This window comes from Pseudazoarcus sp. NS34 (assembly GCF_059703725.1).
The window spans coordinates 144442-167600 of sequence record NZ_BAAKIZ010000003.1; the positions used below are offsets into that span (position 1 = coordinate 144442).

The following is a 23159-nucleotide window of genomic DNA, read 5'->3' on the forward strand; positions in this document are numbered from 1 at the left end:
ATTCCGACCCTGGAGCATCAAATGGCTCGCGTCTGCCAAGTGACCGGTAAAGCACCGATGGTGGGTAACAATGTTTCCCACGCCAACAACAAGACCAAGCGTCGCTTCCTGCCCAACCTGCAGAACCGCAAGTTCTGGAGTGAAGCCGAGAACCGCTGGATCCGCCTGCGCGTGACCAACGCCGCCCTGCGCACGATCGACAAGAACGGCATCGACGCCGTTGTCGCCGATCTTCGTGCCCGCGGCGACAAGATCTGACGCGCAAAAACGAGACTGAACGGAGAACAGAATGGCCAAAGGCGCCCGCGAAAAAATCAAACTTGAGTCGACCGCCGGTACGGGTCACTTCTACACCTGCTCCAAGAACAAGCGCACGAAGCCGGAGAAGCTCGAGTTCATGAAGTACGACCCGGTCGTACGTAAGCACGTGATGTACAAGGAAACGAAGCTCAAGTAATTCTGAGCTCTGGACAAAAAAAAGCCGCTGATTCAGCGGCTTTTTCGTTTCTCGGTGCCCCTTCGGACACCCGGCTTGAAGCGCGGTTCAGGCTCGCTGGATGTTGGAGGCCTGCTTGCCCTTCGGACCCTGCGTCACTTCAAAAGACACTTTCTCGCCTTCCTTCAATGACTTGAAGCCCGCCATGTTGATGGCGGAGAAGTGCGCGAAAAGATCTTCGCTGCCGTCGTCCGGGGTGATGAAACCGAAACCCTTGGAGTCGTTGAACCACTTAACGGTGCCAGTTGCCATATTGCCTAGATCCTTCAAATGAACAAAGGTGCGCGAGCCGAGCCCACGGGTGCCGGGATGCCGAGTGAGTTTCCCGCCACCAGCTACAGCCCGGAGAATCAAGACTGACGCGGCTTTGGTTGCACTTTGCTCCTAACACGATTTCTGCTTTTACGCACTTGCAATCTGAGCGTCAACAATTTATTGCCGGTTTCGCCCGCATGGCATTTGCGCGTCGCCACGATGCCACACTGATTCACGCTCGCCGGCATCGCTCGCCCTTTCATTTCATGAACTTATACGGACCGCCACCGATGCTGCGACGCAGCAATTCAGCTGTTGCAAATGCGCCAGAAGCCGTGATTTTCCAACCCTGCGACACATGTTGCACTCTCCGCGGACTGGATTAGAATGAGCCGCATGGCCACCGATAAACAGAGCGACTCCGTAGTAGAAGCGGAACGGACAAGCACCAAGCCTCCTCCGCTGTACAAGGTACTGCTGCTGAACGACGACTTCACCCCGATGGAATTCGTCGTGATCGTCCTGCAACAATTTTTTGGCATGGATCGCGAACGGGCAATGCGAGTCATGCTCCAAGTACATACCGAAGGATCAGGCGTGTGCGGCGTCTTTCCCAAGGATGTCGCTGCAACCAAAGTCGAGCAGGTCGGATCTTTTGCCCGGCAGCACCAGCACCCGTTGGCGTGCGTCATGGAGGAGAATTGAAATGATCGCGCAAGAGCTTGAAGTTAGTCTTCACATGGCGTTTGTCGAGGCACGGCAGAAGCGGCATGAGTTCATTACCGTCGAGCATCTGCTGCTGGCGCTGCTCGACAATCCCTCGGCCGCTGAGGTGTTGAAGGCCTGCGCGGCCAACATTGAGGAGTTGCGTCGCGAGCTGACCAACTTCATCAACGAGCACACGCCCAAGGTCGACAACGTCGAGGAAGTCGACACCCAGCCCACGCTGGGCTTTCAGCGCGTAATCCAGCGCGCCATCCTGCACGTGCAGTCCTCCGGCAAGAAGGAAGTCACCGGCGCGAACGTGCTGGTTGCGATCTTTGGCGAGAAGGATTCGCACGCTGTTTATTTCCTCCAGCGCCAGAAAATCTCGCGCCTGGACGTGGTGAATTTCATCTCCCACGGTATCGCCAAGACGCCGCAGCAAGGCCCCGCGCCTCAGTCGCGCAGCGAAACCGACCAGGAACAGGAACAGGAACCGGCCCAATCCGGCGGTGCGCTCGAGAACTTCACGCAGAACCTCAACCAGCAGGCCCTGATCGGCAAGATCGACCCGCTGATCGGGCGCGAGAAGGAAGTCGAACGCGTCATCCAGACGCTGTGCCGTCGCCGCAAGAACAATCCGCTACTGGTCGGCGAAGCCGGCGTGGGCAAGACTGCCATTGCCGAAGGGCTGGCGCGACGTATTGTCGAAGATCGCGTGCCGGACATCCTCAAGGGCGCTCAGGTCTACGCCCTAGACATGGGTTCGCTGCTGGCCGGCACCAAGTACCGCGGCGACTTTGAGCAGCGCCTGAAGGCTGTGCTGAAGCAATTGCGCGAAGCCGACAACGCGATCCTGTTCATTGACGAGATCCACACGCTGATCGGCGCGGGCGCTGCTTCGGGCGGCACGCTGGATGCGTCCAACCTGCTCAAGCCGGCGCTGTCCTCGGGCCAGCTCAAGTGCATTGGCGCAACCACCTATACCGAATTCCGTCAGATCTTCGAGAAGGACCATGCGCTGTCACGTCGTTTCCAGAAGATCGACGTGATTGAGCCGAGCGTTGCCGAAACCGTCGAAATCCTCAAGGGCCTCAAGAGCCGTTTCGAGGAGCACCACAACGTCAAATACTCGTCGGCTGCCCTTTCCTCTGCTGCCGAGCTGTCCGCGCGCTACATCAATGACCGTCACCTGCCCGACAAGGCCATTGACGTCATCGACGAAGCCGGTGCGGCCCAGCGCATCCTGCCCAAGTCGCGTCAGCGCAAGCTGATCGGTCGGGGCGAGATCGAAGAGATCGTGGCCAAGATCGCCCGCATCCCGCCGCGCTCGGTATCGAACGACGATCGCCAGTCGCTGCGTACGCTGGAGCGCGATCTGAAGAACGTGGTGTTCGGTCAGGACGCCGCCATCGACGCGCTGGCCAAAGCCATCAAGATGTCGCGTTCCGGCCTGGGCAATCCGCAGAAACCGATCGGCAGCTTCCTGTTCAGCGGCCCGACCGGCGTCGGCAAAACCGAGGTTGCGCGCCAGTTGGCCTACACGCTGGGCATCGAACTGGTGCGCTTCGATATGTCGGAGTACATGGAGCGCCACGCGGTATCACGTCTGATCGGCGCCCCTCCGGGCTACGTCGGGTTCGACAACGGCGGCTTGCTGACCGAGGCAGTTACCAAGAAGCCGCATTGCGTGCTGCTGCTCGACGAGATCGAGAAGGCTCACCCGGACATCTACAACATCCTGCTGCAGGTCATGGACCATGGCGCACTGACGGACAACAACGGCCGTCAGGCGGACTTCCGCAACGTGATCATGATCATGACCACCAACGCCGGCGCCGAAGCCATGCAGAAGAGCGTGATGGGCTTTTCGGCAAGGCGTGAGACGGGTGACGAGATGGCCGAGATCAAGCGCATGTTCTCGCCGGAGTTCCGCAACCGTCTGGACGCAACGATCTCCTTCGGGGCGCTGACCAACGAGATCATCCTGAAAGTGGTCGACAAGTTCCTGATGCAGCTCGAAGCGCAGCTGCACGAGAAGAAGGTCGAGGCGCATTTCTCGGACGAACTCAAGGCCTGGCTGGCTTCCGAAGGTTTCGACCCGCTGATGGGCGCCCGCCCGATGGCGCGTCTGATCCAGGACACCATCCGTTCGGCCCTGGCCGACGAGTTGCTGTTCGGACGCCTCGCCAATGGCGGAGATGTCACGATCGATCTGGACGACGAAGGCAAGGTTCAGCTGGTGTTCGACGAAGTCGAAACTGCGCATTCCAACTGAGCGATGCCCGGCATCAACAAAAAAAGCGGCCCGAGGGCCGCTTTTTTTATGCGCTCACGATCAGCCGTGGCCGCCGTGCTTATGAGGACCACGCTCCTGCGCGGAGCGGCGGGCAAACTGGCGCTGCTCGTCGAAGACCTTGCGCTGCTCTTCATCGAGCACTGCATACAGGCCGTCAGTCAGCTCGCGCATCCGTCGCACATGCTCCAGACGGGCCTCAGCGGCCTGCTCCATTTTTTGCATGCGCTCCGGGGCAGATACCGCCGCACTGCGCTCCTGCTGCGGCCCGATGCTCGGGCGCTCACTCAGGCCAGCACGAAACGCCTGCCAGACCGGCTGCTGCTCGTCGCGTAACGCAAGGCGCCCAGCAAGAGCATCAAAGTGCTCAGACACGCGTGCGGCGTGGCGCTCCTTCATCATGCTCATCTTCTCGGCACGATCACCGCTCGAGGCGTGCTCGCAGTCACCACGCGCCATGGCGGTCCCGGCCACCGCCACACCTGCCGCGACCAGTGCGGCGACCAACCAAGGGCTTTTCATGCGGATGTTCATTTGTGCTTCTCCTGAACAGAGGTCAGTGAAATACCGACCTTCGACAGGAGACATTTGAGCAAGCCGATGTAAGCCCGGTTTGTCGGCGGGGAGCCGTTTTGAATTGCCGTGTATCGCCAGGGCCCGTCGATACGCTGCGATACAAAGCACTGCAGATCCGGCTCAGCGACCCGTGAGTAGATCCCGGATCTGTTGCAGCGTGGACGGGTCCTCAATGGTCGTCAGATCGCCTGGATCTCGACCTTCGGCCAGCGCCTGGATGGCTCGTCGCAGCATCTTGCCGGAGCGTGTCTTGGGCAGTCCCGTAACAAAGAACACGCGTACGGGTCGAGCGATTGCGCCAAGGTGCTCATCGACCTTGCGCATCACCTCCTTCTCCAGCCGTTCGGCCACTGCCGGGTCAGCTGCGGCCGCCGAATCCTTGAGCACGGCGAAGGCCATCGGCATCTGACCCTTTATCTCGTCCGCAACGCCGACAACGGCCACTTCGGCCACGGCAGAGTGGGTCTGCACCGCCTCCTCGATCTCGCGCGTACCAAGACGATGGCCGGCGACGTTGATGACGTCGTCCATGCGGCCCAGGATGGTGTAGTAGCCGTTCTGATCGCGAATACCCCAGTCCGAAGACGAATACACCAGCGGTTTGCGGAACAGACTGAAGTAGGTGGACACGAAGCGCTCGTCCTGCCCCCAAACGGTCGTCAAACAACCTGGCGGCAACGGTGGCACGATGCCGACAACGCCCTTCTCGTCCGGCCCGCATTCCGAGCCGTCCTCGCGGAACAGTCGCAAGTCGTAGCCATACACCGGGAAGCTCGGCGAGCCGTACTTTATCGGCGTCCTCTCGACGCCCGGCAGCGCCGACAGAATGGGCCAGCCCGTCTCGGTCTGCCAGTAGTTGTCGATGACCGGAACCCCGAGTTCTTCAGCGATCCAGCGGTGGGTGGTCTCGTCCAAGGGCTCGCCGGCGAGGAACAGGTGCTTGAGCGACGACAGGTCAGACTTCTTGAGCCAGGCCGGATCCTGTTTCTTGAGTACGCGCACCGCGGTGGGCGCCGAGAACATGACGTTGACCCGGTACTTCTCGACCAGCCGCCACCACACCCCCGGATCGGGGCGCAGCGGCGTGCCTTCGTACATCAGCGTGGCCATGCCGGCGATCAGTGGCGCGTAGATGATGTAGCTGTGTCCCACCACCCAGCCGATGTCGGAGGTCACGAACATGGTCTCGCCGACGCCACCGGTGAAGATGTGCTTCATCGACGCAGCCAGCGCCACGCAATAGCCACCCGTGTCGCGCTGCACGCCCTTGGGCTTGCCCGTGGTCCCGGAGGTGTACAGGATGTAGCTCGGCTCGCTCGACTCCAGCCAGGTGACCGGCACCGTCGCGTCGACATGCTTGCGCCGCATCTCGGCGTAATCCACGTCGCGTCCGGATGTAAGCGGAAAGCCCTTGTCGATGCCGCGATCGACGATCAACACATGCGCTGGGGGGTGTTCAGCGAGCCTGCAGGCCTCGTCGAGCAGGTGCTTGTACGGCACGGCCTTGCCGTTGCGCATGCCGGCGTCGGCGCTGACCAGCAGCATCGGCTTTGCGTCGTCGATGCGCGTGGCCAGCGACGCCGGGGCGAAACCGCCGAACACCACCGAATGGACCGCCCCAATGCGCGCGCAGGCCAGCATCGCAAAGCAGGCCTCGGGGATCATCGGCATGTAGAGCAGCACGCGATCGCCCTTCTTCACACCCAGATCAAGGTAGATAGCCGCCATGCGCTCGACCTCGCGCAGCAACTCGGCGTAGCTGTAGGTGCGTTCGAAACCGGTTTCAGTCGAAACAAAGATCAGCGCGGCATCTCGCGGCCGCCCCAAGGCATGGCGATCAACCGCGTTGTGACAGAGGTTGGTGTGGCCACCCACAAACCACCTCACGAACGGCGGTCGTGAATACTCGCAGACCGACTGCGCGGGCGTCTGCCAGTCGATCAGTTCCGACTGCTCGCGCCAGAATGCATCCCGATCCTCGATGGATCGCCGATGGAATGTCTTGTATGCCGACATGTCTCCTCCCCCGCATACAGTTCGACGCGAACGCCCGTCCCTCTGCGGGGACTGGGCGCTCTCCGGATTCACTCCCTGCTGTTGTTCTTGCCTTCCTGGCCGTGCATCAAGGCCTCGAGCGGCCCGATCGGAATGCCCACCCCTGTCTGAGCCTCGATGCGCGCCAGCAGCGGCATGAGGGTGGCGATGATCTCCGGCACGCGCTCGGCCAGACCTTCTTCGTCGCCCAGGCGCAGCCGACCGAGTACCTGATCGATGCTGACCACGTTACGCAACAGGCCCTCGACGACCTCGCGAGTAACCTCCCCGTTCCGGCCGACGACACGACGCCCACCGGCCGTCTGGGCCTGTGCGACACGCTCGATGGCAAGCTCGATGATCTCTTCGAGCGACATCAGGCCATCGACGTATGAGCTGGCCACACCGACCGACACGCCGATGCGGATCTTCTCGTCGCGATAGGTCATCACGAGCTTGTCGATCGCCGTCTGCAAGCGCAGCGCGAAGGCGCAACTGGCCACCATGTCGGACAAGGGCGCAAGCACAGCAAAACGGCCCGCCGCGAGTTCGCTGACGGTGTCCTCGTGACGCACCTTGTTCGCCAGGATGCCGCGCAGACGGCGTGCGATGAGGTTCGCCATCTCGGCGCCGCGCGACACCTCCAGGGCGGCAAACTCGTCGATCTCGACCACCATCACGCTGATGCCGCCATGGTTGCGCCGTGCCAGCGCCAGATCCTGACTCCCGCGCCAGTTCAGATAGGAACGCGTCGCGAGGCCCGAAGTCGGGTCAACCGGGCTTTGATTGGCCAGCGCTTCTCGGCTCGCCTCAAGCTCCCGGCTGGTCTGCCCGAGCTTGCTCAGCGATTCCAGTCGAGCCACCAGCTCCGCCGTGCCGATGCCCTTGGTGATGAAGTCGTTGGCGCCCAGCTGACGAGCACGTTCGCGCGGCTGGTCGTCCTCATCGCCGGAAATGACGATGACCGGGAGCTTCTGAAGACGCGGAATGCGGGACGAACGCAAGCGTTCGATCAGTCCGAAGCCGTCGAGCCGCGGCATGCCGATGTCGGTGATCACGACCTCGATGCCCGAATCGATCAGCAAAGTTTCCCAGGCTGATTCGCCGTCGGATTCCTCGCGGCATTCGAAGCGGCCACGGATCTGTTTGATGATGCTCGCGCGCACCATGCGCGAATCATCAACGATCAACAGTCGGGGCAGGTTTTCCAGTGTTTCGCTCATCCGCCCCCCGTCAGGCACCGATGCGCACGACGGTGCGCCCCTTGACCTTGCCGGCAATGAAATCGTCAAACGCTTCAGGCAACTCGTCGAGGCCGATCTCACGCGTCACGCGGCGCAGATGCCGCGGCTTCAGATCCGCCGCGAGCCGATCCCAAACCTGCTGACGCAGTGGGAAGCCGGCGTTGGCCGAATCGATCCCGAGCAGACTTACGCCCCGCAGAATGAAGGGAAATACCGTCGTGTTGATGCGAAAGTCCGCCGCATTGCCGATGCTGGCAACCGGGCCGCCAAGCTTCATGGTGGCCAGCACCCAGTGCAGGACCTGGCCGCCTACGTTATCGACTGCCCCGGCCCATTCACCCGCTTCGAGCGGGCGCGTCTTGTCGAAGTCGATCTCGTCGCGCAGGCGGATGGTGCTTGCGCCGAGGCCATTCAGATATTCCGCCTCGTCGGCCTTGCCGGTGAGCGCAGCCACCTCGTATCCGCGACCAGCGAGCATGTCGATGGCCAGCCCGCCAACGCCTCCGGTCGCGCCGGTAACCAGGACCGGGCCATTGGCGGGCGCGAGACCAGAGGCCTCCATGCGCACTACGGCCAATGCCGCTGTAAAGCCGGCGGTGCCCAGCGCCATCGATTCGAACAGATCCAGTCCGACCGGCAGCTTGACCACCCAGTCGGCCGGCACGCGGGCCAGCTCTGCGAAACCGCCATGATGTGCCACGCCGATATCGAAACTCGTCGCGATGACTTGGTCGCCCGCCTTGAAACGATCATCGCTGCTGTGCTCGACGATGCCAGCCATGTCGATGCCGCCCACACAGGGGAAGCGACGGATGATCTTTCCGGTACCGGTCGCGGCCAGGGCATCCTTGTAATTGATTCCGGAATAGCTAACGCGGATGGTCACCTCACCCGGGTCGAGCGCTTCCGGCCCAAGTGAAGTCAGCTTTCCCGAAACTTTGCGATCTTCATCCTGGGAAATCACATAAGCCCTGAATGTTGCGCTCATCCGCAAGTTCTCCTTCTTCCCGCCCAAAGCGACGGCTGGAAACGATTATAGCCACAAGCCCCGGAGCATCCGCCGCTTCAGTTTTGTCGCCGGACTGTCCATAATCGTCCGCATACCAGCGAGGCGGCATGTCCGAATGAGCATACTCGAAAAACCCCTGAGCTCCGCCCAGGCCTACGTGGACTTCCTCGCCGTACAGGAGCTTCCCGTACTGCGGCAGACTGCCCGTCAGTTAGACGCCATGCGCGAGAATCAGGACGCCGTGAACGCACGCCATCTCGCCGGGGTGGTGCTCGGCGACCCGCTGTTCGCCATCCGTCTCATCATCTGGCTGGAACGCCATCGCGGCCGCCTGCGCAACCACGACATCACGACGCTCGATCGCGCCATCATGATGATGGGAATCGGGCCGTTCTTTGAGGCCTTCGGCGAGCTGCCGACCGTTGAGGAACGGCTCGCCGAGCGCCCCGCAGCCCTGATCGAAGCGCTACACGTATTCGGCTGGGTGCGCCGGGCCGCGCATCTGGCCCGCGACTGGGCGATCCTGCGTCACGACATCGACGTAGACGAAGTCGCACTGGCCACCTTGCTCCGGCCGGCCTGCGAAGTATTGCTTTGGGTATTTGCGCCAGTGCTGGCCGAACAGATCCGCGACTATCACAAGCAACATCCCGGCACGCGCACCATCGTTGCCGAGCACGCGGTATTAGGGTGCACCGAGCGCGACATCCAGATCGGGCTGGCACACGCCTGGCATCTGCCCGCGCTGCTCGTCACGCTGATGGATGAAGCCAACGGCAGCAACCCGCGGGTGCGCAATGTCGCGCTGGCCATCGATTTCGCCCGACACTTCGCGCAGGAAGGCTGGCAGAGCCCGGTGCTGCACGAGATCTTCAACGACCTGCTGCATCTGCTGCCGGTCGGGCGCAATCAATTGCTCGAAAGGCTGGAAGTGCCGATCGAAGTGATCGAACAGTGGAACGCGGCCGACGAGAGCTGAAACGGGTCAGCCGCCCGCGCGCGACTCGAGATCCACCCAGCGGCTCATCGCCTCCTCCAGCTCGACTTCCAGTACATCCAGGCGAGCTTTCACACTTGTCACCTCTTCCGGCGCGCCCTGGTACAAGGCAGGGTCGGCCAGCCGGGCATGCAGCGCGGCCTGCTCGGACTCCAGAGCGGAAATGCGCTGCGGCAATGTCTCAAGCTCACGCTTGTCGTTGAACGACAATTTGACTGCACGCTTGGGCTCTTGCGGCTTGGCCGCTTCGACGGCCGGCTCACCGCGCCCCGTTTTGGCCGGAGCGGCATCAGCTCTACCTGCCGACTTCACCCGCATCCAGTCTGCATAGCCGCCTGCATACTCGCCCCAGCGTCCATCGCCCTCGTAGGCAATGACCTGGGTAACCACGTTGTCGAGAAAGGCCCGGTCGTGGCTGACCAGGAACAGCGTTCCGTCATAGTTGGCCAGCAGATCTTCCAGCAGATCCAGGGTTTCGATGTCGAGGTCGTTGGTCGGCTCGTCAAGCACCAGCACGTTGGCCGGCCGCGCAAACAAGCGCGCCAACAGCAGGCGATTGCGCTCGCCACCGGACAGCGACTTGACCGGTGAGCGCGCCCGCTGCGGCGCGAACAGGAAGTCGCCCAGATAGCCGATGACGTGCTTCTTCTCGTTGCCGATCTCGATGAAGTCCGAGCCCGGGCTGATCACCTCGGTCAGCGGCAGATCGGGGTCTAGCTGCTCACGCATCTGGTCAAAGTAAGCCACGGTCTGCCGCGTGCCACGGCGCACTTCGCCGGCATCCGGCTCCAGGCCTCCGAGAATCAGCTTGAGCAGAGTCGTCTTGCCCGCGCCGTTCGGGCCGATCAGGCCGATGCGGTCGCCGCGCAGGATACGCGTCGAGAAATCGCGCACCACCACCTTGTCGCCGAAGGCCTTGGTCACGTCGTGCAGTTCGGCCACCATCTGGCCGCTGCGCTCGCCCTGATCGACCGCCAGCTTGACGTTGCCGAGCCGGTCCCGCCGCGCCGAACGCTCACCGCGCAGCGCTTCGAGGCGGCGCACACGCCCCTCGTTGCGGGTACGCCGCGCCTCGACGCCCTTGCGAATCCAGACCTCTTCCTGCGCCAGCATCTTGTCGAAACGGGCGTTGGCCTTGGCTTCGGTTTCGAGCTCTTCTTCCTTGCGCAGCAGGTACTCGGCGAAGCGGCCGGGGTAACTCGTCAGCCGTCCGCGGTCGAGTTCGACGATGCGCGTCGCGACGCTGTCCAGGAAGACCCGATCGTGGGTAATCACGACGACTGCCCCGCGAAAATCGCGGATCAGATTTTCGAGCCAGAGAATGCCGTCCAGATCCAGGTGGTTGGTCGGCTCATCCAGCAACAGCAGTTCTGGCTCGGACACCAGCGCACGCGCCAGCGCCACGCGCTTGATGCCGCCACCGGAGAGCGCATCTGCCCGGGCCGCGCCATCGAGACCGACACGCAGCAGCACCTCTTCAACACGCTGATTGAGCCGCCAGCCGTTCGCGGCCTCGATCTCATGCTGCAGGACCTCAAGACGCTCCATGGCCGCATCGTCTGGCGCATTGCCCAGGTTCTGCATCAGATCGTGATAGGCCACCAGCGTGCGGGCGATCTCGCCCAGGCCCTCAGCCACGGCGGCGAAGACGTCCTGATCGAGGCTGAATTCGGGCTCCTGCGGAACATAGGCCACCCGTAAGCCAGGCTCACGCCACAGCAAGCCGTCGTCCAGCGTGGCCTGCCCGGCAACCGCCCGTAGCAAACTCGACTTTCCGGTGCCGTTGCGGCCAATCAGCGCCACGCGTTCGCCCATGTCGAGCTGGAACGTAGCGCGGTCAAGCAGATCGACGTGACCGAAGGCAAGGCAGGCGTTTTCGAGAGTCAGCAGCGGCATGAATGGGGGACTTCTAAAGAGATGGGGTGCATGAGCACCGAGGTGGTCTCCCCGCCGGGAATCGAACCCAGATCTAGCGCTTAGGAGGCGCTCGTTCTATCCATTGAACCACGGGGAGAGGCGGGCATTCTAGCGGTCGGGCGACGTAATACCAAACCGGGCAGCAGGCCGGTAAACGAAAAAAGGAGCCGATCGGCTCCTTGAAACGGTTGGCGGAGTGGACGGGACTCGAACCCGCGACCCCCGGCGTGACAGGCCGGTATTCTAACCAACTGAACTACCACTCCGCGCTTTCGAACTAGTTGCCGGCAAGCGCTTTGCCGACTTGTGCGACCCGCCAATGCGCATCGCTGTGTTGGCGTCCCCACGGGGATTCGAACCCCGGTACCTACCGTGAAAGGGTAGTGTCCTAGGCCTCTAGACGATGGGGACAGCATTTCGGTTGGTGGAGGTAAGCGGGATCGAACCGCTGACCTCTTGCATGCCATGCAAGCGCTCTCCCAGCTGAGCTATACCCCCGAACCGAAGCCCGCGATTATAGCGAGAGAGGCTACCTCCCGCAAGCACCGCGCGCTAAAGGCAATCACGCGATACAGGCAAAACGTTGGCGGAGTGGACGGGACTCGAACCCGCGACCCCCGGCGTGACAGGCCGGTATTCTAACCAACTGAACTACCACTCCGCGCTTTTGAACTGCTCACCGGCAAGCGCTTTGCCGGCTTGTGCGACCCGCGCATTGCGTGTCGCCTTGTCTGGCGTCCCCACGGGGATTCGAACCCCGGTACCTACCGTGAAAGGGTAGTGTCCTAGGCCTCTAGACGATGGGGACCTAGTCTTTCTATGGTGGAGGTAAGCGGGATCGAACCGCTGACCTCTTGCATGCCATGCAAGCGCTCTCCCAGCTGAGCTATACCCCCGACGGCGAAAGAGCGCGCATTATAGGGGCCGACCTGCAGGGTGTAAAGCTTGTTTCTGACGAATTGCGATCACACCACCTTGCCTGGATTCATCAGCCCCTGAGGGTCGAAAGTGCGCTTGATGGCGCGCATCATTTCCAGCTCGACTTCACTGCGATACAGCGTGATCTCATCGCGCTTGAGCTGCCCCAGGCCGTGCTCGGCCGAAATCGACCCGCCCAGCGCATCGACTAGGTCATGAACAACGCGGTTGATTTCAGGCGTACGCGCAATGAAATCGGGGTTCTCCAGCACATCCGCCTTGGACAGGTTGTAGTGCAGATTACCGTCGCCGATATGGCCGAAAGCAACAATGCGTGCATCCGGCCAACGTGCGATCAGTGACTGCCCCGCCCGCTCCAGAAACTCCGCAACGCGGCTTACCGGCACGGCGATGTCGTGCTTGATGCTGACGCCCTCGATGCGCTGCGCCTCGGAAATGTTCTCGCGCAAAGCCCATAGCGCCTGAGCTTGAGGGCTGCTATGCGCGATCACGGCGTCGCGCACCAGGCCAGCCTCAAAGGCCTCGGCCAATGCGCCTTCGAGCAACTCGTTCAAGCCGTCGGACGAGATCATGTCCGACAGTTCGATCAGCACGGCCCACTCGCCCACTTCGGGAAAGGGCGAACGCACGTCGGGAATGTGCTTGAGAACGAGCTGCAGCGCCTCACGGCCGACGATCTCGAAGGCGGTCACGCGGTCACCGCAACGCGACTGCACCGCCCGCAGCAAGGCGACCGCCGCCGCGGGGTCGGGCACATCGACCCAGGCCGTGGCGCGCGCACGCGGTCGCGGGAACAGCTTCAGCGCCACCGCCGTGACAATCCCCAAGGTACCTTCAGCGCCGATGAACAGCTGCTTCAGGTCATAGCCGGTGTTGTCCTTGCGCAGTGCGCGCAAACCGTCCCACACACGCCCGTCCGGCAGCACCACCTCGACGCCAAGCACGAGTTCGCGCGTGTTGCCGTAGCGCAGCACCTGCACACCGCCGGCATTGGTCGACAGATTGCCACCAATTTCGCAGCTGCCCTCAGAGGCGAGCGACAGCGGAAACAGACGGTCATGCTGCTCGGCGATCGACTGCACGCTGGCAAGCGTGCAGCCGGCCTCGACAATCAGAGCATTGTTGGCAGCGTCCACTGCTCTCACCCGCTTCATGCGCGACAGATTGACGACCACCGAGTGTCCGTTGCGCAGCGGCGTAGCCCCACCGCACAAGCCGGTGTTGCCCCCCTGCGGAACGATGGCCACCCCGGCCTCAACACAGGCGCGCACAACCTCAGCGACCTCACTCGTAGCTTGCGGAAACGCGACCGCCAACGCTTCACCGGTGTAACGCCCGCGCCAGTCGCTGAGCCAGGGCTGCTTGGCCAAAGTTTCAGTCAGCACATGCTCGACGCCGACGATGTCGGCAAGGCGCAGGATCAGTTTGTCGTGACTCACGCGATCAGCTCCTTCCCAGTGCATGCATCAGCGGCTCGCGCACGCGCACGACAGCTTCACGCCCTTCGGCAATGGCTTCGCTTGCACGGTGAAATTCCATCATGTCGAGTTGGGCCACGCGCGGGGAAATCAGCACATCGGCCGGCTCGCCTGCCAGGCGACTGCGTGCAATGCGCATCTGCATGATGTTGATGCTCGAAGCCACGACGTCGGCAAGAGACGGCATGCCCTCAAGCACATCGTCCACGTTGGCGGTGCCGCGACGCAGTCTACCCAGCAGCTTGCCGGCGAGACTTTCCTCTGCAGGCGCAATGACCTTGGCCAGCGCCTTGCCATGGGCTCGCCCGACCAGGCCGGAGCCGAGCTCGACCGCAATCACGATTTCCGCGCCCAGCGCACGACACAGCGATACGGGCACTGGATTGACCAGCCCGCCATCGACCAACACGCGATGGTTGCGTTCGACGGGTGAGAACAGCCCCGGCAGGGCGATGGAGGCGCGTACCGCGTCGGCCAATTTGCCGTCGCGCAGCCACACCTCACGCCCCGAGGCAAGCTCGGTGGCGACACATGCAAAAGGACGATCGACGGCAGCGAAGTCGTCCACGAAGAAGTGCTGTGCGCAATGCTGCAGCACCTTCTCGCCGCGAATCAGGCCGCCGCGGAAGCTCAGATCGAGCATGCCGACCACGTCGTGCCAGTTGAGCGCGGACACCCATTCGCCAAGCTCCGACAGCTTGCCGGAAACATAGGCGGCGCCTACCAGCGCGCCGATTGAGCAGCCACACACCACGTCCGGGCGGATGCCTTCTTTCTCCAGCTCAGCAAGCACACCGATGTGTGCCCACCCCCGCGCCGCGCCGCTGCCGAGCGCCAGCCCGATGATCGGGCGTCCATCCTGGCGGGCGGTCAGCGAGGACTCATACATGGGCGGCAGAAGACTCCGTCAGACAGGCTTGGCGTAGAGGTCGTGCACATCGCAGTCGGTGATGCGCACGCGGGCAAATTCGCCGATTTCGAGGTGCTCGCCGTCAGGAATGATGACGGTGCCGTCAATCTCCGGCGCATCCGCACAGGAGCGTGCGATGGCGCCCTCCTCGTCGATGTCGTCCACCAGCACATCGATTTCACGGTCGATCCAGCGCTCCAGACGCTGCGTCGAGATGTCTTCCTGGAAGGCCATCAGACGCATGCGGCGCTCGTCGCGCAGCTCTTCCGGCACCGGGTCGGCCAGCTCGTTGGCCGTAGCACCTTCGACCGGCGAATACGAGAAGGCGCCAACGCGATCCAGTTCGGCTTCGGCGAGAAACTGCAGCAGCTCCTGGAAATCCGCTTCGGTCTCGCCGGGGAAGCCGGTGATGAAGGTCGAACGGATCGTCAGATCCGGACAGATCTCGCGCCACTTGCGGATGCGGTTGAGCACGTTTTCGGAACTGGCTGGGCGACGCATGGCCTTGAGGATGCGCGGGCTGGCGTGCTGGAACGGGATATCCAGATACGGCAGGATCTTGCCCTCGGCCATCAGCGGAATCAGGTCGTCGACGCTGGGATACGGATACACGTAGTGCATGCGTATCCACACGCCCAGATCGCCCAACGCGTTGGCCAGTTCCAGCAGCCGCGTCTTGAGCGGGCGGCCGTTCCAGAAACCGGTGCGGTAGCGCACGTCCACGCCATAGGCGCTGGTGTCTTGGGACACCACGAGGATTTCCTTCACGCCGGCATCGACCAGCGCCTCGGCTTCCTTCATGACATCGTGGATCGGACGGCTGACCAGATCACCGCGCATCGACGGAATGATGCAGAAGCTGCAACGATGGTTACAGCCTTCGGAAATCTTCAGATAGGCGTAATGGTTCGGCGTCAGACGCACGCCTTGCGGCGGCACCAGATCAATGAACGGATCGTGCGGCTTGGGCAGATGCGTGTGGATAGCCTGCATCACCTCTTCCGTGGCGTGCGGGCCGGTGACTGCAAGCACCTGCGGATGCGCCGTCTGCACCACGCCTTCCTTGGCACCGAGACAACCGGTGACGATGACCTTGCCGTTCTCGGCAAGCGCCTCGCCGATCGCGTCGAGCGATTCCTCGACCGCGGCATCGATGAAACCGCAGGTATTCACCACGACGACATCGGCGTCTTCGTAGCTAGCCGAAAGCTCATAGCCCTCGGCGCGCAGCCGCGTCAGGATGTTTTCGGAATCGACGGTCGCTTTCGGACAGCCGAGGGAGACGAAACCGACACGCGGCACGTCCCGTTGAATGATTCGGGTCATTTGATCGCTACTCTTATCGGCTGCTCGATGCAGCCGGCATCATTTCTTGTCGCCAGACTTGTCGTCGTCACCGGACGCAGGCTGGGTGTAGTTGGGGAACGGGAAGCCAGTAAACATGTTGCGGGTCTGGCTCTCGATCTGCTGTTGCATCTGCTCGAACATCTTCTTGCTCTGATCGAGGTAGGCGCCCATCACGCTGTTGAGCGCCGGCCCCTGAAAGTTCATGAACTGCGCCCACATGTCCTGGCTGATCGCGCTGTTGTCGCCGTACATCGAGCGCGCCTGATCCTGCAACTTGGCCTGCATGTCGGTGAAGGCCTTGATGTTGTTCTCGAGGTACTTGCCCATCACGCCCTGGGTGGCATTGCCATAGAAGCGGATCATCTGCGACAGCAGATCGCTGGTGAACATCGGCGAACCACCGGCCTCTTCTTCGAGAATGATCTGCAGCAGGATCGCGCGCGTCAGATCTTCGGCCGACTTGGCATCGACCACCTGGAACTCCTCGCGCTCCAGCACCAGCTGCTTTACGTCGGCCAATGTGATGTAGGAACTCGTGCGAGTGTCATACAGACGGCGGTTGGGGTACTTCTTGATGAGTCGCATCTTGTCGGCCATGCTCGCTGCTCTCCTCGGCGTTGGCGGAATTTCTGACGATTGCCGGCGATTATAGCGCGCCGAACGAAAAACCCCGCGTTGCCGCGGGGTTTGGTGTGCGTGCCAACGCCTGAACGGGCGCTCAGGACATGTGCAAACCACCGTTTATATTCAGCGTGGCGCCTGTCATGTATCCGGCCAGATCGGACGCCAGATAGGCACACAGGGCACCGATCTCCTCGGGCTTGCCGAGACGCTTCATCGGCACGGAATCGGTGATGGCCTGACGGATGTCGTCGCGGATCGCCATCACCATTTCGGTGGCGACGTAGCCCGGCGCAATCGCATTTACGGTGACACCCTTGGTGGCCAGCTCCGAGGCCAGCGCCTTGGTGAAGCCCAGCACGCCGGCCTTGGCAGTCGAATAGTTGGTCTGCCCGGCCTGCCCCTTGACGCCGTTCACCGACGAGATGTTGATGATGCGCCCCCAGCCACGCTCGGCCATTTTGGCCGAAATGTGATGGGTGACATTGAAGAGGCTGTTCAGGTTGGTATTGATCACCGCGTCCCACATCGGCTTTTCCATCTTCGGGAAAAACTTGTCGCGGGTGATGCCGGCGTTATTCACGAGCACGTCGATGGCCCCGACTTCGGATTCGATGTTGGCAACCATCGCAGCGCACGAGTCGTAGTCCGAAACGTCGCCCTCGGCCGCGGCGAACTTGAAGCCCAGCGCAGCCTGCTCGGCCAACCAGGCGTCCTTCTGCTCATAACCGGGCAGGCAGTTGGCAACCACCGTAAAGCCGTCATGCGCCAGCGCCTGACAGATTGCCGTACCGAGACCACCCATGGCGCCGGTAACCAGCGCAATTCTCGTTGCCATGACGAACCCCCTGCGTAGTGATAAACACGTTCGAAAGATGACCGTCAGCCAAAAATGCGGCGTCGCATCATCCACAACATGCAGAGGATTATAACCACAGAAAGTTTCTGCGCTGCACTGCAAAAACTTTTGGCGGGCCTACGAACGCAGCCGCAGCGCCCGCCATCACGGCTCAGAACATGTGCTGACCGCCGTTGATCGAAATGTTGGCCCCGGTCACGAACGCAGCCTCTTCCGACGCCAGATAGGCCACCAGACCGGCGATTTCCTCGGGCTTGCCGAGACGGCCCAGCGGAATCTGCGGGAGGATTTTCGAATCGAGGATTTCCTGCGGGATGGAGGTCACCATCTTGGTGCCGATGTAGCCCGGAGAAATGGTATTCACGGTCACGCTCGAGCGCGCCACTTCCAGCGCCAGCGCCTTGGTGAAGCCATGCACGCCGGCCTTCGCGGCTGAATAGTTGGTCTGGCCGAAGGCGCCCTTCTGACCATTGACCGAGGAGACGTTGATGATGCGGCCCCAGCGTCGCTCGACCATGCCCTCGATGACATGCTTGGTCATGTTGAACACGCTGTCGAGGTTGGTGCGGATCACCGCATCCCAATCCGCCCGCCCCATCTTGCGGAAGGTCATGTCGCGGGTGATGCCGGCATTGTTGATCAGCACGTCTACCGGACCGACGCCCTTGGTGACTTCTTCCACGCAGGTCTGACACGAATCGTAGTCGGACACGTCGCACTCGAAGCCGCGAAAGCCGTAGCCCATGTTCTGCATGCTTTTGAGCCATTCCTCAGCCTTGGTGTTGGCCGGCGAATACGTCGTCACCACGCGATAGCCAAGCGCCGCGAGCTTGATGCAGATCGCCTCGCCCAGACCACCCATACCGCCGGTTACAAGAGCTACTCGTGTCATTTTGCTCCTCCTTTAGAGCCGGACGTCGGACACGGCCGGCACTTGCGCGAACCGCTCTTCAGGCCCGCTCTTTCACATAACGTCCCGGCGCCGCCTCAACGGGCCGGAATCGGGCGTTTCCGGGCTTTTTCCGCGCCGTCACAGACGGCCCGCCGAAATCACGCAACCACTCGATCCAGTGTAGCCACCAACTGCCGGGCTGCTCGACGCTGGCGTCCAGCCAGGCCTGCGCGTCATCGCCGACGTGGGCGCCAACGCGATAACTGCGCCGGTTGCGCGCGGCCGGATTGATGGCGCCGGCAATATGGCCGCTGGCGCCCAGCACGAAAGTCGTGTCGCCACCGAGCACGCTGCGCGAAGCGTAAGCCCCGCGCCACGGCACGATGTGATCCTCGGCGGTTGCCAGCAAGTAAGCCGGCGACTTGATCAGACCCAGGTCCACACTTGTACTGAGGATACGCAGGCGTCCCGGCTCGCGCAGTGCGTTGTCGAGGTACATGTTGCGCAGATACCACGTCGCGAACGGACCCGGCAGGTTGGTGCTGTCGGCGTTCCAGTACAGCAGATCGAAGGCCGGCGGCGTTGCGCCCTTGAGGTAATTACCGACCACATAGGACCAGATCAGGTCGTTGGCGCGCAGCGACGCGAACACGCCCGCCAGTTCGCCACCGCGCATCACCCCGCCTGCCCCGATGGCCTGTTCGCGCTGAGTGAGCGAGGCTTCGTCAACCAGGCAGCCCAGCTCACCGGCTTCGGCGAAATCAAGCAGCGTCGTCATCAGCGTGACTGAAGCTACCGCACCGCGCCCGTGCTGCGCAGCGACTGCAAGCGCGCTCGCCAGCAGGGTGCCACCGATGCAAAAGCCCAGCACGTTGGGGTCCTCCACGCGGGCAACGTCGCGCACGACATCCAGCGCTTCAAGCACCCCGGACTCCACGTAGTCGTCCCAGCCCAACTGGGCCTGCTCCGGGCCGGCGCTCTTCCACGAGATCATGAACACGGTGAAGCCCTGCTCCACGACAAAACGCACGAACGAGCTCTCGGGCGACAGGTCGAGGATGTAGTACTTGTTGATGCACGGCGGCACGATCAGCAAGGGGCGCGAGGCCACTTTGGCGGTGGCCGGCACGTACTGGATCAGCTGCATCAGGCCGTTCTCGTGGATCACCGTGCCTGGCGTGACGGCCAGATTGCGCCCGACCGCGAAGGCACTCTCGTCGGTCATCGAGATGCGGCCTTTGTGCAGGTCGCCCAGCAGGTTGGCGATGCCGCGTGTGATGCTCTCGCCGTTGGTGTCGAGCGCGGTCTGAATGAACTCGGGATTGGTCGCCGCGAAGTTCGACGGCGCCATCGCCTCCACCACCTGCCGCGTCATGTAGAGCAAGCGCCCCTTGCTGCGGGCATCGGCCATCGGCAGCGCATCGGCCGCACGCATGGCGTACTCGGCGTTGAGCAGGTAGGCCTGTCGAAGATAGTCGTGGAACGGGCTCTCCGACCACTGCGCCGCCGCGAACCGGCGGTCGCCCGCCGGCGGGCGAATCACGGGCTCGCTCGTGTCACCCGGTTTGCGCCCGAGCATGCTTTGCCACAAGGCGGCGTGACGGCCGGCATGCTCGCTCTGCAGCGCTGTCATCTCCGCGGCGGCGGACGCAGCGCCCTCCGGCGAATCGCGCAGGCCCTGCATCATCGCCAGCGCAGCCCGGCTCATTTCACCGAACAGGGCTGCCAGCTGCGTGTTGTCGCGATCACTCATTTCGCTCTCCGTCCGATCCGCAAGGCTGCGGCTTCGGGACTACAATGTCGCCCCATGTACCTCATCGCCATCGGCTGGATGTACGTCGTCCTGATGGTCTCGGTCGTCCACCCGAATCCGGTCGGCGGCGTGCTGACCTTCATCTTCGGCGGCCTCGGCCCCCTTGCCCTGTTTCTGTGGATCTTCGGCACGCCGGCGCGACGCCGCGCCAAGGCGCGCCATGAAGCCGAAGAAGCCACCCACTCGCGCGACGGCGTCGAAACCGACAGCGATCAATAACGCCCGGTCGCCGGATCAAGCCACACCATCGACGCAAAACGGCCGGTGACGCCGTCGCGCCGATAGGAATAGAAGCGCGCGCGATCGGACACCGTGCACAGCTCCCCGCCGAACACCTGCCCGACTCCGGCAGCCGCCAGCCGCAGGCGCGCCAGCGCATAGATATCCGCCATCCACTTACCCGCACCCTGCCCCGGCACGAATGCCGCGGTCGCGGCCGCATCGTGTTCCACGAAAGCATCACGCACTTCACTGCCGACCTCAAAGGCAGACGGTCCGATGGCCGGCCCGAGCCAGGCCATCAGCCGATCGGGCGGCATATCCATTGCAGTCACCGTACGTTCGAGCACTCCGCCCAGCAAGCCGCGCCAGCCGGCATGCGCAGCCGCGACAACCTGAGCTTCGCGGTCGCAAAACAACACCGGCAGGCAATCGGCCGTCAGCACCGCGCACACCACACCGGGCCGGCGCGTAAAGGCCGCATCGGCCGTTGCGCCGGGCTCCGCTGCGTCGGCACGCACGACATCCGTGCCATGCACCTGCTCGAGCCACACCGGATTACCTGGCAAATGCGCGGCAAGCAGGCGTCGATTGCACTCCACCGACGCGCTTGCGTCATCAACATGAGTAGCCAGATTGAGGCCGGCGTAGGGAGCACTGCTGACGCCGCCGCAGCGTGTGGTGACGAGCGCCTGCACGCCCCGAGGAGCCGGCCAATCAGGAACGATCCATTCGGCCGGCATGCTCATGCGAGCGACTCCTGCATCGACAACTGCTCCAGCAGCTGAGCGAAATCCTGCGGCAGCGGCGCTTCCCACTGCATCGGCTCGTGACTGTGCGGGTGCAGCAAGCCAAGACGATAGGCGTGCAAGGCCTGCCGCGAAAATGCGTCGAGCAGCGCCTGACCGCACTTGCGGCGGCCATAGACGGGATCACCCACCAAGGTGTGGCCGATGCTCGCCATATGGACACGGATCTGATGCGTACGCCCGGTCTCGAGTCGGCACTCGACGAGCGTCGCGGCGGAAAAGCGCTGACGGATGGTGTAGTGCGTACGCGCCTCGCGCCCGCCGTCGACCACTGCCATCTTGGTGCGTTGCTGCGGATGCCGGCCGATCGGCGCGTCGATGCTGCCCGCGCGCAACACCGTCCCGTGCACCAATGCGAGATAGTGCCGACTGACACTGCGGGCCTGCAGCTGACGCACAAGATCGGTCTGCGCGGTGAGCGTTTTCGCCACCACCATCAGACCGCTGGTTTCCTTGTCGAGCCGATGCACGATGCCGGCGCGCGGCACGTTCTCGAGCGAGGGCGCGTGATGCAGCAGCGCGTTGAGCAAAGTGCCGCTCCAGTTGCCGCTGCCCGGATGCACAACCAGTCCGGCCGACTTGTTCAGCACGATGAGTTGATCGTCTTCGAACACCACGTCCAGCGCGATGTCCTCGGGCTGCTCGGCCAGCACAGCCTGCGGCTCGGGCTCGGCAATGGACAGGCGTTCACCACCCCAGACCTTGTGCTTGGCATCACGCGCGCCACCATCAAGCAGCACGTGCCCGTCCCTCAGCCAGGCTTGCAGGCGGGTGCGGGAATGCTCGGGGTAGAGTTGCGCAAGTGCGCGGTCCAGCCGCAATCCTGCACAGGAGGCAGGAATCTCCAGTTCGCGGCACGAATCCGCCGCAACCTCTGAGCTATAATCGACGGACCTTTTCACGCGGGTGCAATCAACAATGGCGGGACTTATGAAGGTGTTGCGCAGTTTAGCCGTTATCTCGGTAGTGCTGGCAGCCGGCTGCGGCATGCTGCCCGAACAGGTTGACGAGACGGTTGGCTGGAGTGCTCAGCGCATTCACGCCGAGGCGCGCTCCGCGATGACCGAAGGTGGCTACGATCGCGCCATCGAGCTGCTCGAGAAGCTCGAGGCCCGCTATCCCTTCGGGCGCTTTGCGCAACAGGCCCAGATCGAGGTCGCCTACGCCTACTACAAGACCAACGAACGCGAGATGGCGCTGGCCGCAGCCGACCGCTTCATTCGCCTGCACCCGAACCACCCGAACGTTGATTACGCCTTCTACCTGAAGGGTTTGGTGAACTTCAACGAAAACCTGGGGCTGCTCGGCTTCATCTCGAACCAGGATCTGTCCGAGCGCGACCCCAAGGGCGCCCAGGAAGCCTTCGATACTTTCAACGAGCTGATCACACGCTTCCCCGAAAGCCGCTACACGCCGGACGCCATTCAGCGCATGCGCTATCTGGTCAACGCACTGGCGCAGCACGAGGTGCACGTCGCCCGCTATTACCAGCGTCGAGGCGCCTATGTCGCCGCTGTGAACCGCGCTCAGGCCGCAGTCAGGGGCTATCCCGACGCACCGGCCATCGAAGAAGCCCTGTTCATCATGATGCAGAGCTACGACTCGATGGGCTTGACCGACCTGCGCGACGACACGGCGCGCGTCATCAAGGCAAGCTTCCCCGACAGCACGTATTTCCACGGCGGGCCTGAAGAGAATCGCCCGTGGTGGCAGCTCTGGTGAGCCGGCGCGGCTGATCGACAGGGC

22 protein-coding genes and 7 tRNA genes are annotated in these 23159 nt (G+C 62.8%); 7 read left to right on the forward strand and 22 right to left on the reverse strand.

All coding sequences use genetic code 11. The features are described 5' to 3' along the window. Positions 1–21 precede the first annotated feature (21 nt). Positions 22–258 carry a 50S ribosomal protein L28 gene (rpmB, locus tag AC6H0N_RS10780; protein WP_497574118.1) on the forward strand — a complete coding sequence of 79 codons (237 nt, stop codon included), beginning with the start codon at positions 22–24 and terminating at the stop codon, positions 256–258. A 31-nt stretch (positions 259–289) separates the two neighbouring features. Further along, on the forward strand, positions 290–457 hold the full coding sequence (rpmG, locus tag AC6H0N_RS10785; protein WP_497574119.1) for a 50S ribosomal protein L33: 168 nt from the start codon (positions 290–292) through the stop codon (positions 455–457). An 87-nt stretch (positions 458–544) separates the two neighbouring features. On the opposite strand, the gene AC6H0N_RS10790 is transcribed toward rpmG, so the two are convergent. Next, entirely contained in the window at positions 545–748 is a 204-nt protein-coding gene (locus tag AC6H0N_RS10790) for a cold-shock protein (protein ID WP_497574120.1), read from the reverse strand. 399 nt (positions 749–1147) lie between these two features. Between AC6H0N_RS10790 and clpS the strand changes: the two genes are divergently transcribed. Beyond that, the gene (gene clpS, locus AC6H0N_RS10795; RefSeq protein ID WP_497574592.1) at positions 1148–1456 is read left to right on the forward strand and encodes an ATP-dependent Clp protease adapter ClpS; all 309 of its coding nucleotides are present in this window, start codon (positions 1148–1150) and stop codon (positions 1454–1456) included. A 1-nt stretch (position 1457) separates the two neighbouring features. Then, positions 1458–3731 carry an ATP-dependent Clp protease ATP-binding subunit ClpA gene (gene clpA, locus AC6H0N_RS10800; protein ID WP_497574121.1) on the forward strand — a complete coding sequence of 758 codons (2274 nt, stop codon included), beginning with the start codon at positions 1458–1460 and terminating at the stop codon, positions 3729–3731. Positions 3732–3791: 60 nt separating this feature from the next. Here the strand turns inward: clpA and AC6H0N_RS10805 are convergent, their stop codons facing one another. From AC6H0N_RS10805 to AC6H0N_RS10820, 4 genes are all read right to left on the reverse strand, one after another. Continuing rightward, entirely contained in the window at positions 3792–4283 is a 492-nt protein-coding gene (locus tag AC6H0N_RS10805; RefSeq protein ID WP_497574122.1) for a Spy/CpxP family protein refolding chaperone, read from the reverse strand. A gap of 162 nt (positions 4284–4445) precedes the next feature. Further along, the gene (locus AC6H0N_RS10810; protein ID WP_497574123.1) at positions 4446–6413 is read right to left on the reverse strand and encodes a propionate--CoA ligase; all 1968 of its coding nucleotides are present in this window, start codon (positions 6411–6413) and stop codon (positions 4446–4448) included. Then, positions 6410–7582, reverse strand: a complete 1173-nt coding sequence (locus tag AC6H0N_RS10815; RefSeq protein ID WP_497574124.1) for a GGDEF domain-containing response regulator — start codon at positions 7580–7582, stop codon at positions 6410–6412. The genes AC6H0N_RS10810 and AC6H0N_RS10815 overlap by 4 nt, the downstream gene beginning before the upstream one ends. Positions 7583–7592: 10 nt before the next feature. Next, positions 7593–8591, reverse strand: coding sequence for an acrylyl-CoA reductase family protein (locus AC6H0N_RS10820; protein WP_497574593.1), 999 nt, complete (start codon positions 8589–8591; stop codon positions 7593–7595). A gap of 136 nt (positions 8592–8727) precedes the next feature. Between AC6H0N_RS10820 and AC6H0N_RS10825 the strand changes: the two genes are divergently transcribed. Further along, on the forward strand, positions 8728–9591 hold the full coding sequence (locus AC6H0N_RS10825; RefSeq protein ID WP_497574125.1) for an HDOD domain-containing protein: 864 nt from the start codon (positions 8728–8730) through the stop codon (positions 9589–9591). A gap of 6 nt (positions 9592–9597) precedes the next feature. Here AC6H0N_RS10825 and AC6H0N_RS10830 read toward each other — a convergent pair whose 3' ends face one another. The 15 genes from AC6H0N_RS10830 to AC6H0N_RS10900 all read right to left on the reverse strand — a co-directional run bounded on the left by AC6H0N_RS10830 (position 9598) and on the right by AC6H0N_RS10900 (position 20325). Further along, on the reverse strand, positions 9598–11505 hold the full coding sequence (locus AC6H0N_RS10830) for an ATP-binding cassette domain-containing protein (protein ID WP_497574126.1): 1908 nt from the start codon (positions 11503–11505) through the stop codon (positions 9598–9600). Between the two features lie 43 nt (positions 11506–11548). Continuing rightward, a tRNA-Arg gene (locus AC6H0N_RS10835) sits at positions 11549–11623 on the reverse strand. A 92-nt stretch (positions 11624–11715) separates the two neighbouring features. Then, positions 11716–11792 (reverse strand) — tRNA-Asp (locus AC6H0N_RS10840). A 69-nt stretch (positions 11793–11861) separates the two neighbouring features. Next, positions 11862–11937 (reverse strand) — tRNA-Glu (locus AC6H0N_RS10845). 11 nt (positions 11938–11948) lie between these two features. After that, a tRNA-Ala gene (locus AC6H0N_RS10850) sits at positions 11949–12024 on the reverse strand. Between the two features lie 86 nt (positions 12025–12110). Next, positions 12111–12187 (reverse strand) — tRNA-Asp (locus AC6H0N_RS10855). A gap of 71 nt (positions 12188–12258) precedes the next feature. Further along, positions 12259–12334: transfer RNA gene (locus AC6H0N_RS10860), tRNA-Glu, on the reverse strand. A 12-nt stretch (positions 12335–12346) separates the two neighbouring features. Then, positions 12347–12422, reverse strand: a tRNA-Ala gene (locus AC6H0N_RS10865). 69 nt (positions 12423–12491) lie between these two features. Then, complete coding sequence (locus AC6H0N_RS10870; RefSeq protein ID WP_497574127.1) at positions 12492–13904, reverse strand: FAD-binding oxidoreductase; 1413 nt, start codon at positions 13902–13904, stop codon at positions 12492–12494. A 4-nt stretch (positions 13905–13908) separates the two neighbouring features. After that, positions 13909–14832: a patatin-like phospholipase RssA gene (rssA, locus tag AC6H0N_RS10875; RefSeq protein WP_497574128.1), complete on the reverse strand. Its 924-nt coding sequence runs from the start codon at positions 14830–14832 to the stop codon at positions 13909–13911. A gap of 18 nt (positions 14833–14850) precedes the next feature. Next, positions 14851–16179 carry a 30S ribosomal protein S12 methylthiotransferase RimO gene (gene rimO, locus AC6H0N_RS10880; RefSeq protein WP_497574129.1) on the reverse strand — a complete coding sequence of 443 codons (1329 nt, stop codon included), beginning with the start codon at positions 16177–16179 and terminating at the stop codon, positions 14851–14853. Between the two features lie 39 nt (positions 16180–16218). Then, the gene (phaR, locus tag AC6H0N_RS10885) at positions 16219–16797 is read right to left on the reverse strand and encodes a polyhydroxyalkanoate synthesis repressor PhaR (protein WP_497574130.1); all 579 of its coding nucleotides are present in this window, start codon (positions 16795–16797) and stop codon (positions 16219–16221) included. Between the two features lie 121 nt (positions 16798–16918). After that, complete coding sequence (locus AC6H0N_RS10890; protein ID WP_497574131.1) at positions 16919–17659, reverse strand: beta-ketoacyl-ACP reductase; 741 nt, start codon at positions 17657–17659, stop codon at positions 16919–16921. Between the two features lie 172 nt (positions 17660–17831). Further along, positions 17832–18572: an acetoacetyl-CoA reductase gene (gene phbB / locus AC6H0N_RS10895; RefSeq protein ID WP_497574132.1), complete on the reverse strand. Its 741-nt coding sequence runs from the start codon at positions 18570–18572 to the stop codon at positions 17832–17834. A gap of 58 nt (positions 18573–18630) precedes the next feature. Beyond that, positions 18631–20325 (reverse strand): PHA/PHB synthase family protein, encoded by a 1695-nt coding sequence (locus AC6H0N_RS10900; protein ID WP_497574133.1) that lies wholly within the window; start codon positions 20323–20325, stop codon positions 18631–18633. 54 nt (positions 20326–20379) lie between these two features. Between AC6H0N_RS10900 and AC6H0N_RS10905 the strand changes: the two genes are divergently transcribed. Then, positions 20380–20604, forward strand: coding sequence for a hypothetical protein (locus AC6H0N_RS10905; RefSeq protein ID WP_497574134.1), 225 nt, complete (start codon positions 20380–20382; stop codon positions 20602–20604). Here AC6H0N_RS10905 and pgeF read toward each other — a convergent pair. Together pgeF and rluD are read right to left on the reverse strand one after the other, a co-directional pair. After that, a complete protein-coding gene (pgeF, locus tag AC6H0N_RS10910) occupies positions 20598–21347 on the reverse strand; it encodes a peptidoglycan editing factor PgeF (protein WP_497574594.1) in 750 nt (249 codons plus the stop codon). The two genes, AC6H0N_RS10905 and pgeF, sit on opposite strands and share 7 nt — an antisense overlap. 2 nt (positions 21348–21349) lie before the next feature. Next, complete coding sequence (rluD, locus tag AC6H0N_RS10915; protein WP_497574595.1) at positions 21350–22345, reverse strand: 23S rRNA pseudouridine(1911/1915/1917) synthase RluD; 996 nt, start codon at positions 22343–22345, stop codon at positions 21350–21352. Between rluD and AC6H0N_RS10920 the strand changes: the two genes are divergently transcribed. Continuing rightward, complete coding sequence (locus AC6H0N_RS10920; RefSeq protein WP_497574135.1) at positions 22332–23135, forward strand: outer membrane protein assembly factor BamD; 804 nt, start codon at positions 22332–22334, stop codon at positions 23133–23135. The genes rluD and AC6H0N_RS10920 overlap by 14 nt on opposite strands. Positions 23136–23159: the final 24 nt, after the last annotated feature.

Coding starts and splice junctions, on each gene's coding strand:
- rpmB (WP_497574118.1), top strand. CDS start 22: ATGGCTCGCGTCTGCCAAGTGACCGGTAAAGCACCGATGGTGGGTAAC.
- rpmG (WP_497574119.1), top strand. CDS start 290: ATGGCCAAAGGCGCCCGCGAAAAAATCAAACTTGAGTCGACCGCCGGT.
- AC6H0N_RS10790 (WP_497574120.1), bottom strand. CDS start 748: ATGGCAACTGGCACCGTTAAGTGGTTCAACGACTCCAAGGGTTTCGGT.
- clpS (WP_497574592.1), top strand. CDS start 1,148: ATGGCCACCGATAAACAGAGCGACTCCGTAGTAGAAGCGGAACGGACA.
- clpA (WP_497574121.1), top strand. CDS start 1,458: ATGATCGCGCAAGAGCTTGAAGTTAGTCTTCACATGGCGTTTGTCGAG.
- AC6H0N_RS10805 (WP_497574122.1), bottom strand. CDS start 4,283: ATGAACATCCGCATGAAAAGCCCTTGGTTGGTCGCCGCACTGGTCGCG.
- AC6H0N_RS10815 (WP_497574124.1), bottom strand. CDS start 7,582: ATGAGCGAAACACTGGAAAACCTGCCCCGACTGTTGATCGTTGATGAT.
- AC6H0N_RS10820 (WP_497574593.1), bottom strand. CDS start 8,591: ATGAGCGCAACATTCAGGGCTTATGTGATTTCCCAGGATGAAGATCGC.
- AC6H0N_RS10825 (WP_497574125.1), top strand. CDS start 8,728: ATGAGCATACTCGAAAAACCCCTGAGCTCCGCCCAGGCCTACGTGGAC.
- AC6H0N_RS10830 (WP_497574126.1), bottom strand. CDS start 11,505: ATGCCGCTGCTGACTCTCGAAAACGCCTGCCTTGCCTTCGGTCACGTC.
- rssA (WP_497574128.1), bottom strand. CDS start 14,832: ATGTATGAGTCCTCGCTGACCGCCCGCCAGGATGGACGCCCGATCATC.
- rimO (WP_497574129.1), bottom strand. CDS start 16,179: ATGACCCGAATCATTCAACGGGACGTGCCGCGTGTCGGTTTCGTCTCC.
- phaR (WP_497574130.1), bottom strand. CDS start 16,797: ATGGCCGACAAGATGCGACTCATCAAGAAGTACCCCAACCGCCGTCTG.
- AC6H0N_RS10890 (WP_497574131.1), bottom strand. CDS start 17,659: ATGGCAACGAGAATTGCGCTGGTTACCGGCGCCATGGGTGGTCTCGGT.
- phbB (WP_497574132.1), bottom strand. CDS start 18,572: ATGACACGAGTAGCTCTTGTAACCGGCGGTATGGGTGGTCTGGGCGAG.
- AC6H0N_RS10900 (WP_497574133.1), bottom strand. CDS start 20,325: ATGAGTGATCGCGACAACACGCAGCTGGCAGCCCTGTTCGGTGAAATG.
- AC6H0N_RS10905 (WP_497574134.1), top strand. CDS start 20,380: ATGTACCTCATCGCCATCGGCTGGATGTACGTCGTCCTGATGGTCTCG.
- pgeF (WP_497574594.1), bottom strand. CDS start 21,347: ATGCCGGCCGAATGGATCGTTCCTGATTGGCCGGCTCCTCGGGGCGTG.
- AC6H0N_RS10920 (WP_497574135.1), top strand. CDS start 22,332: ATGGCGGGACTTATGAAGGTGTTGCGCAGTTTAGCCGTTATCTCGGTA.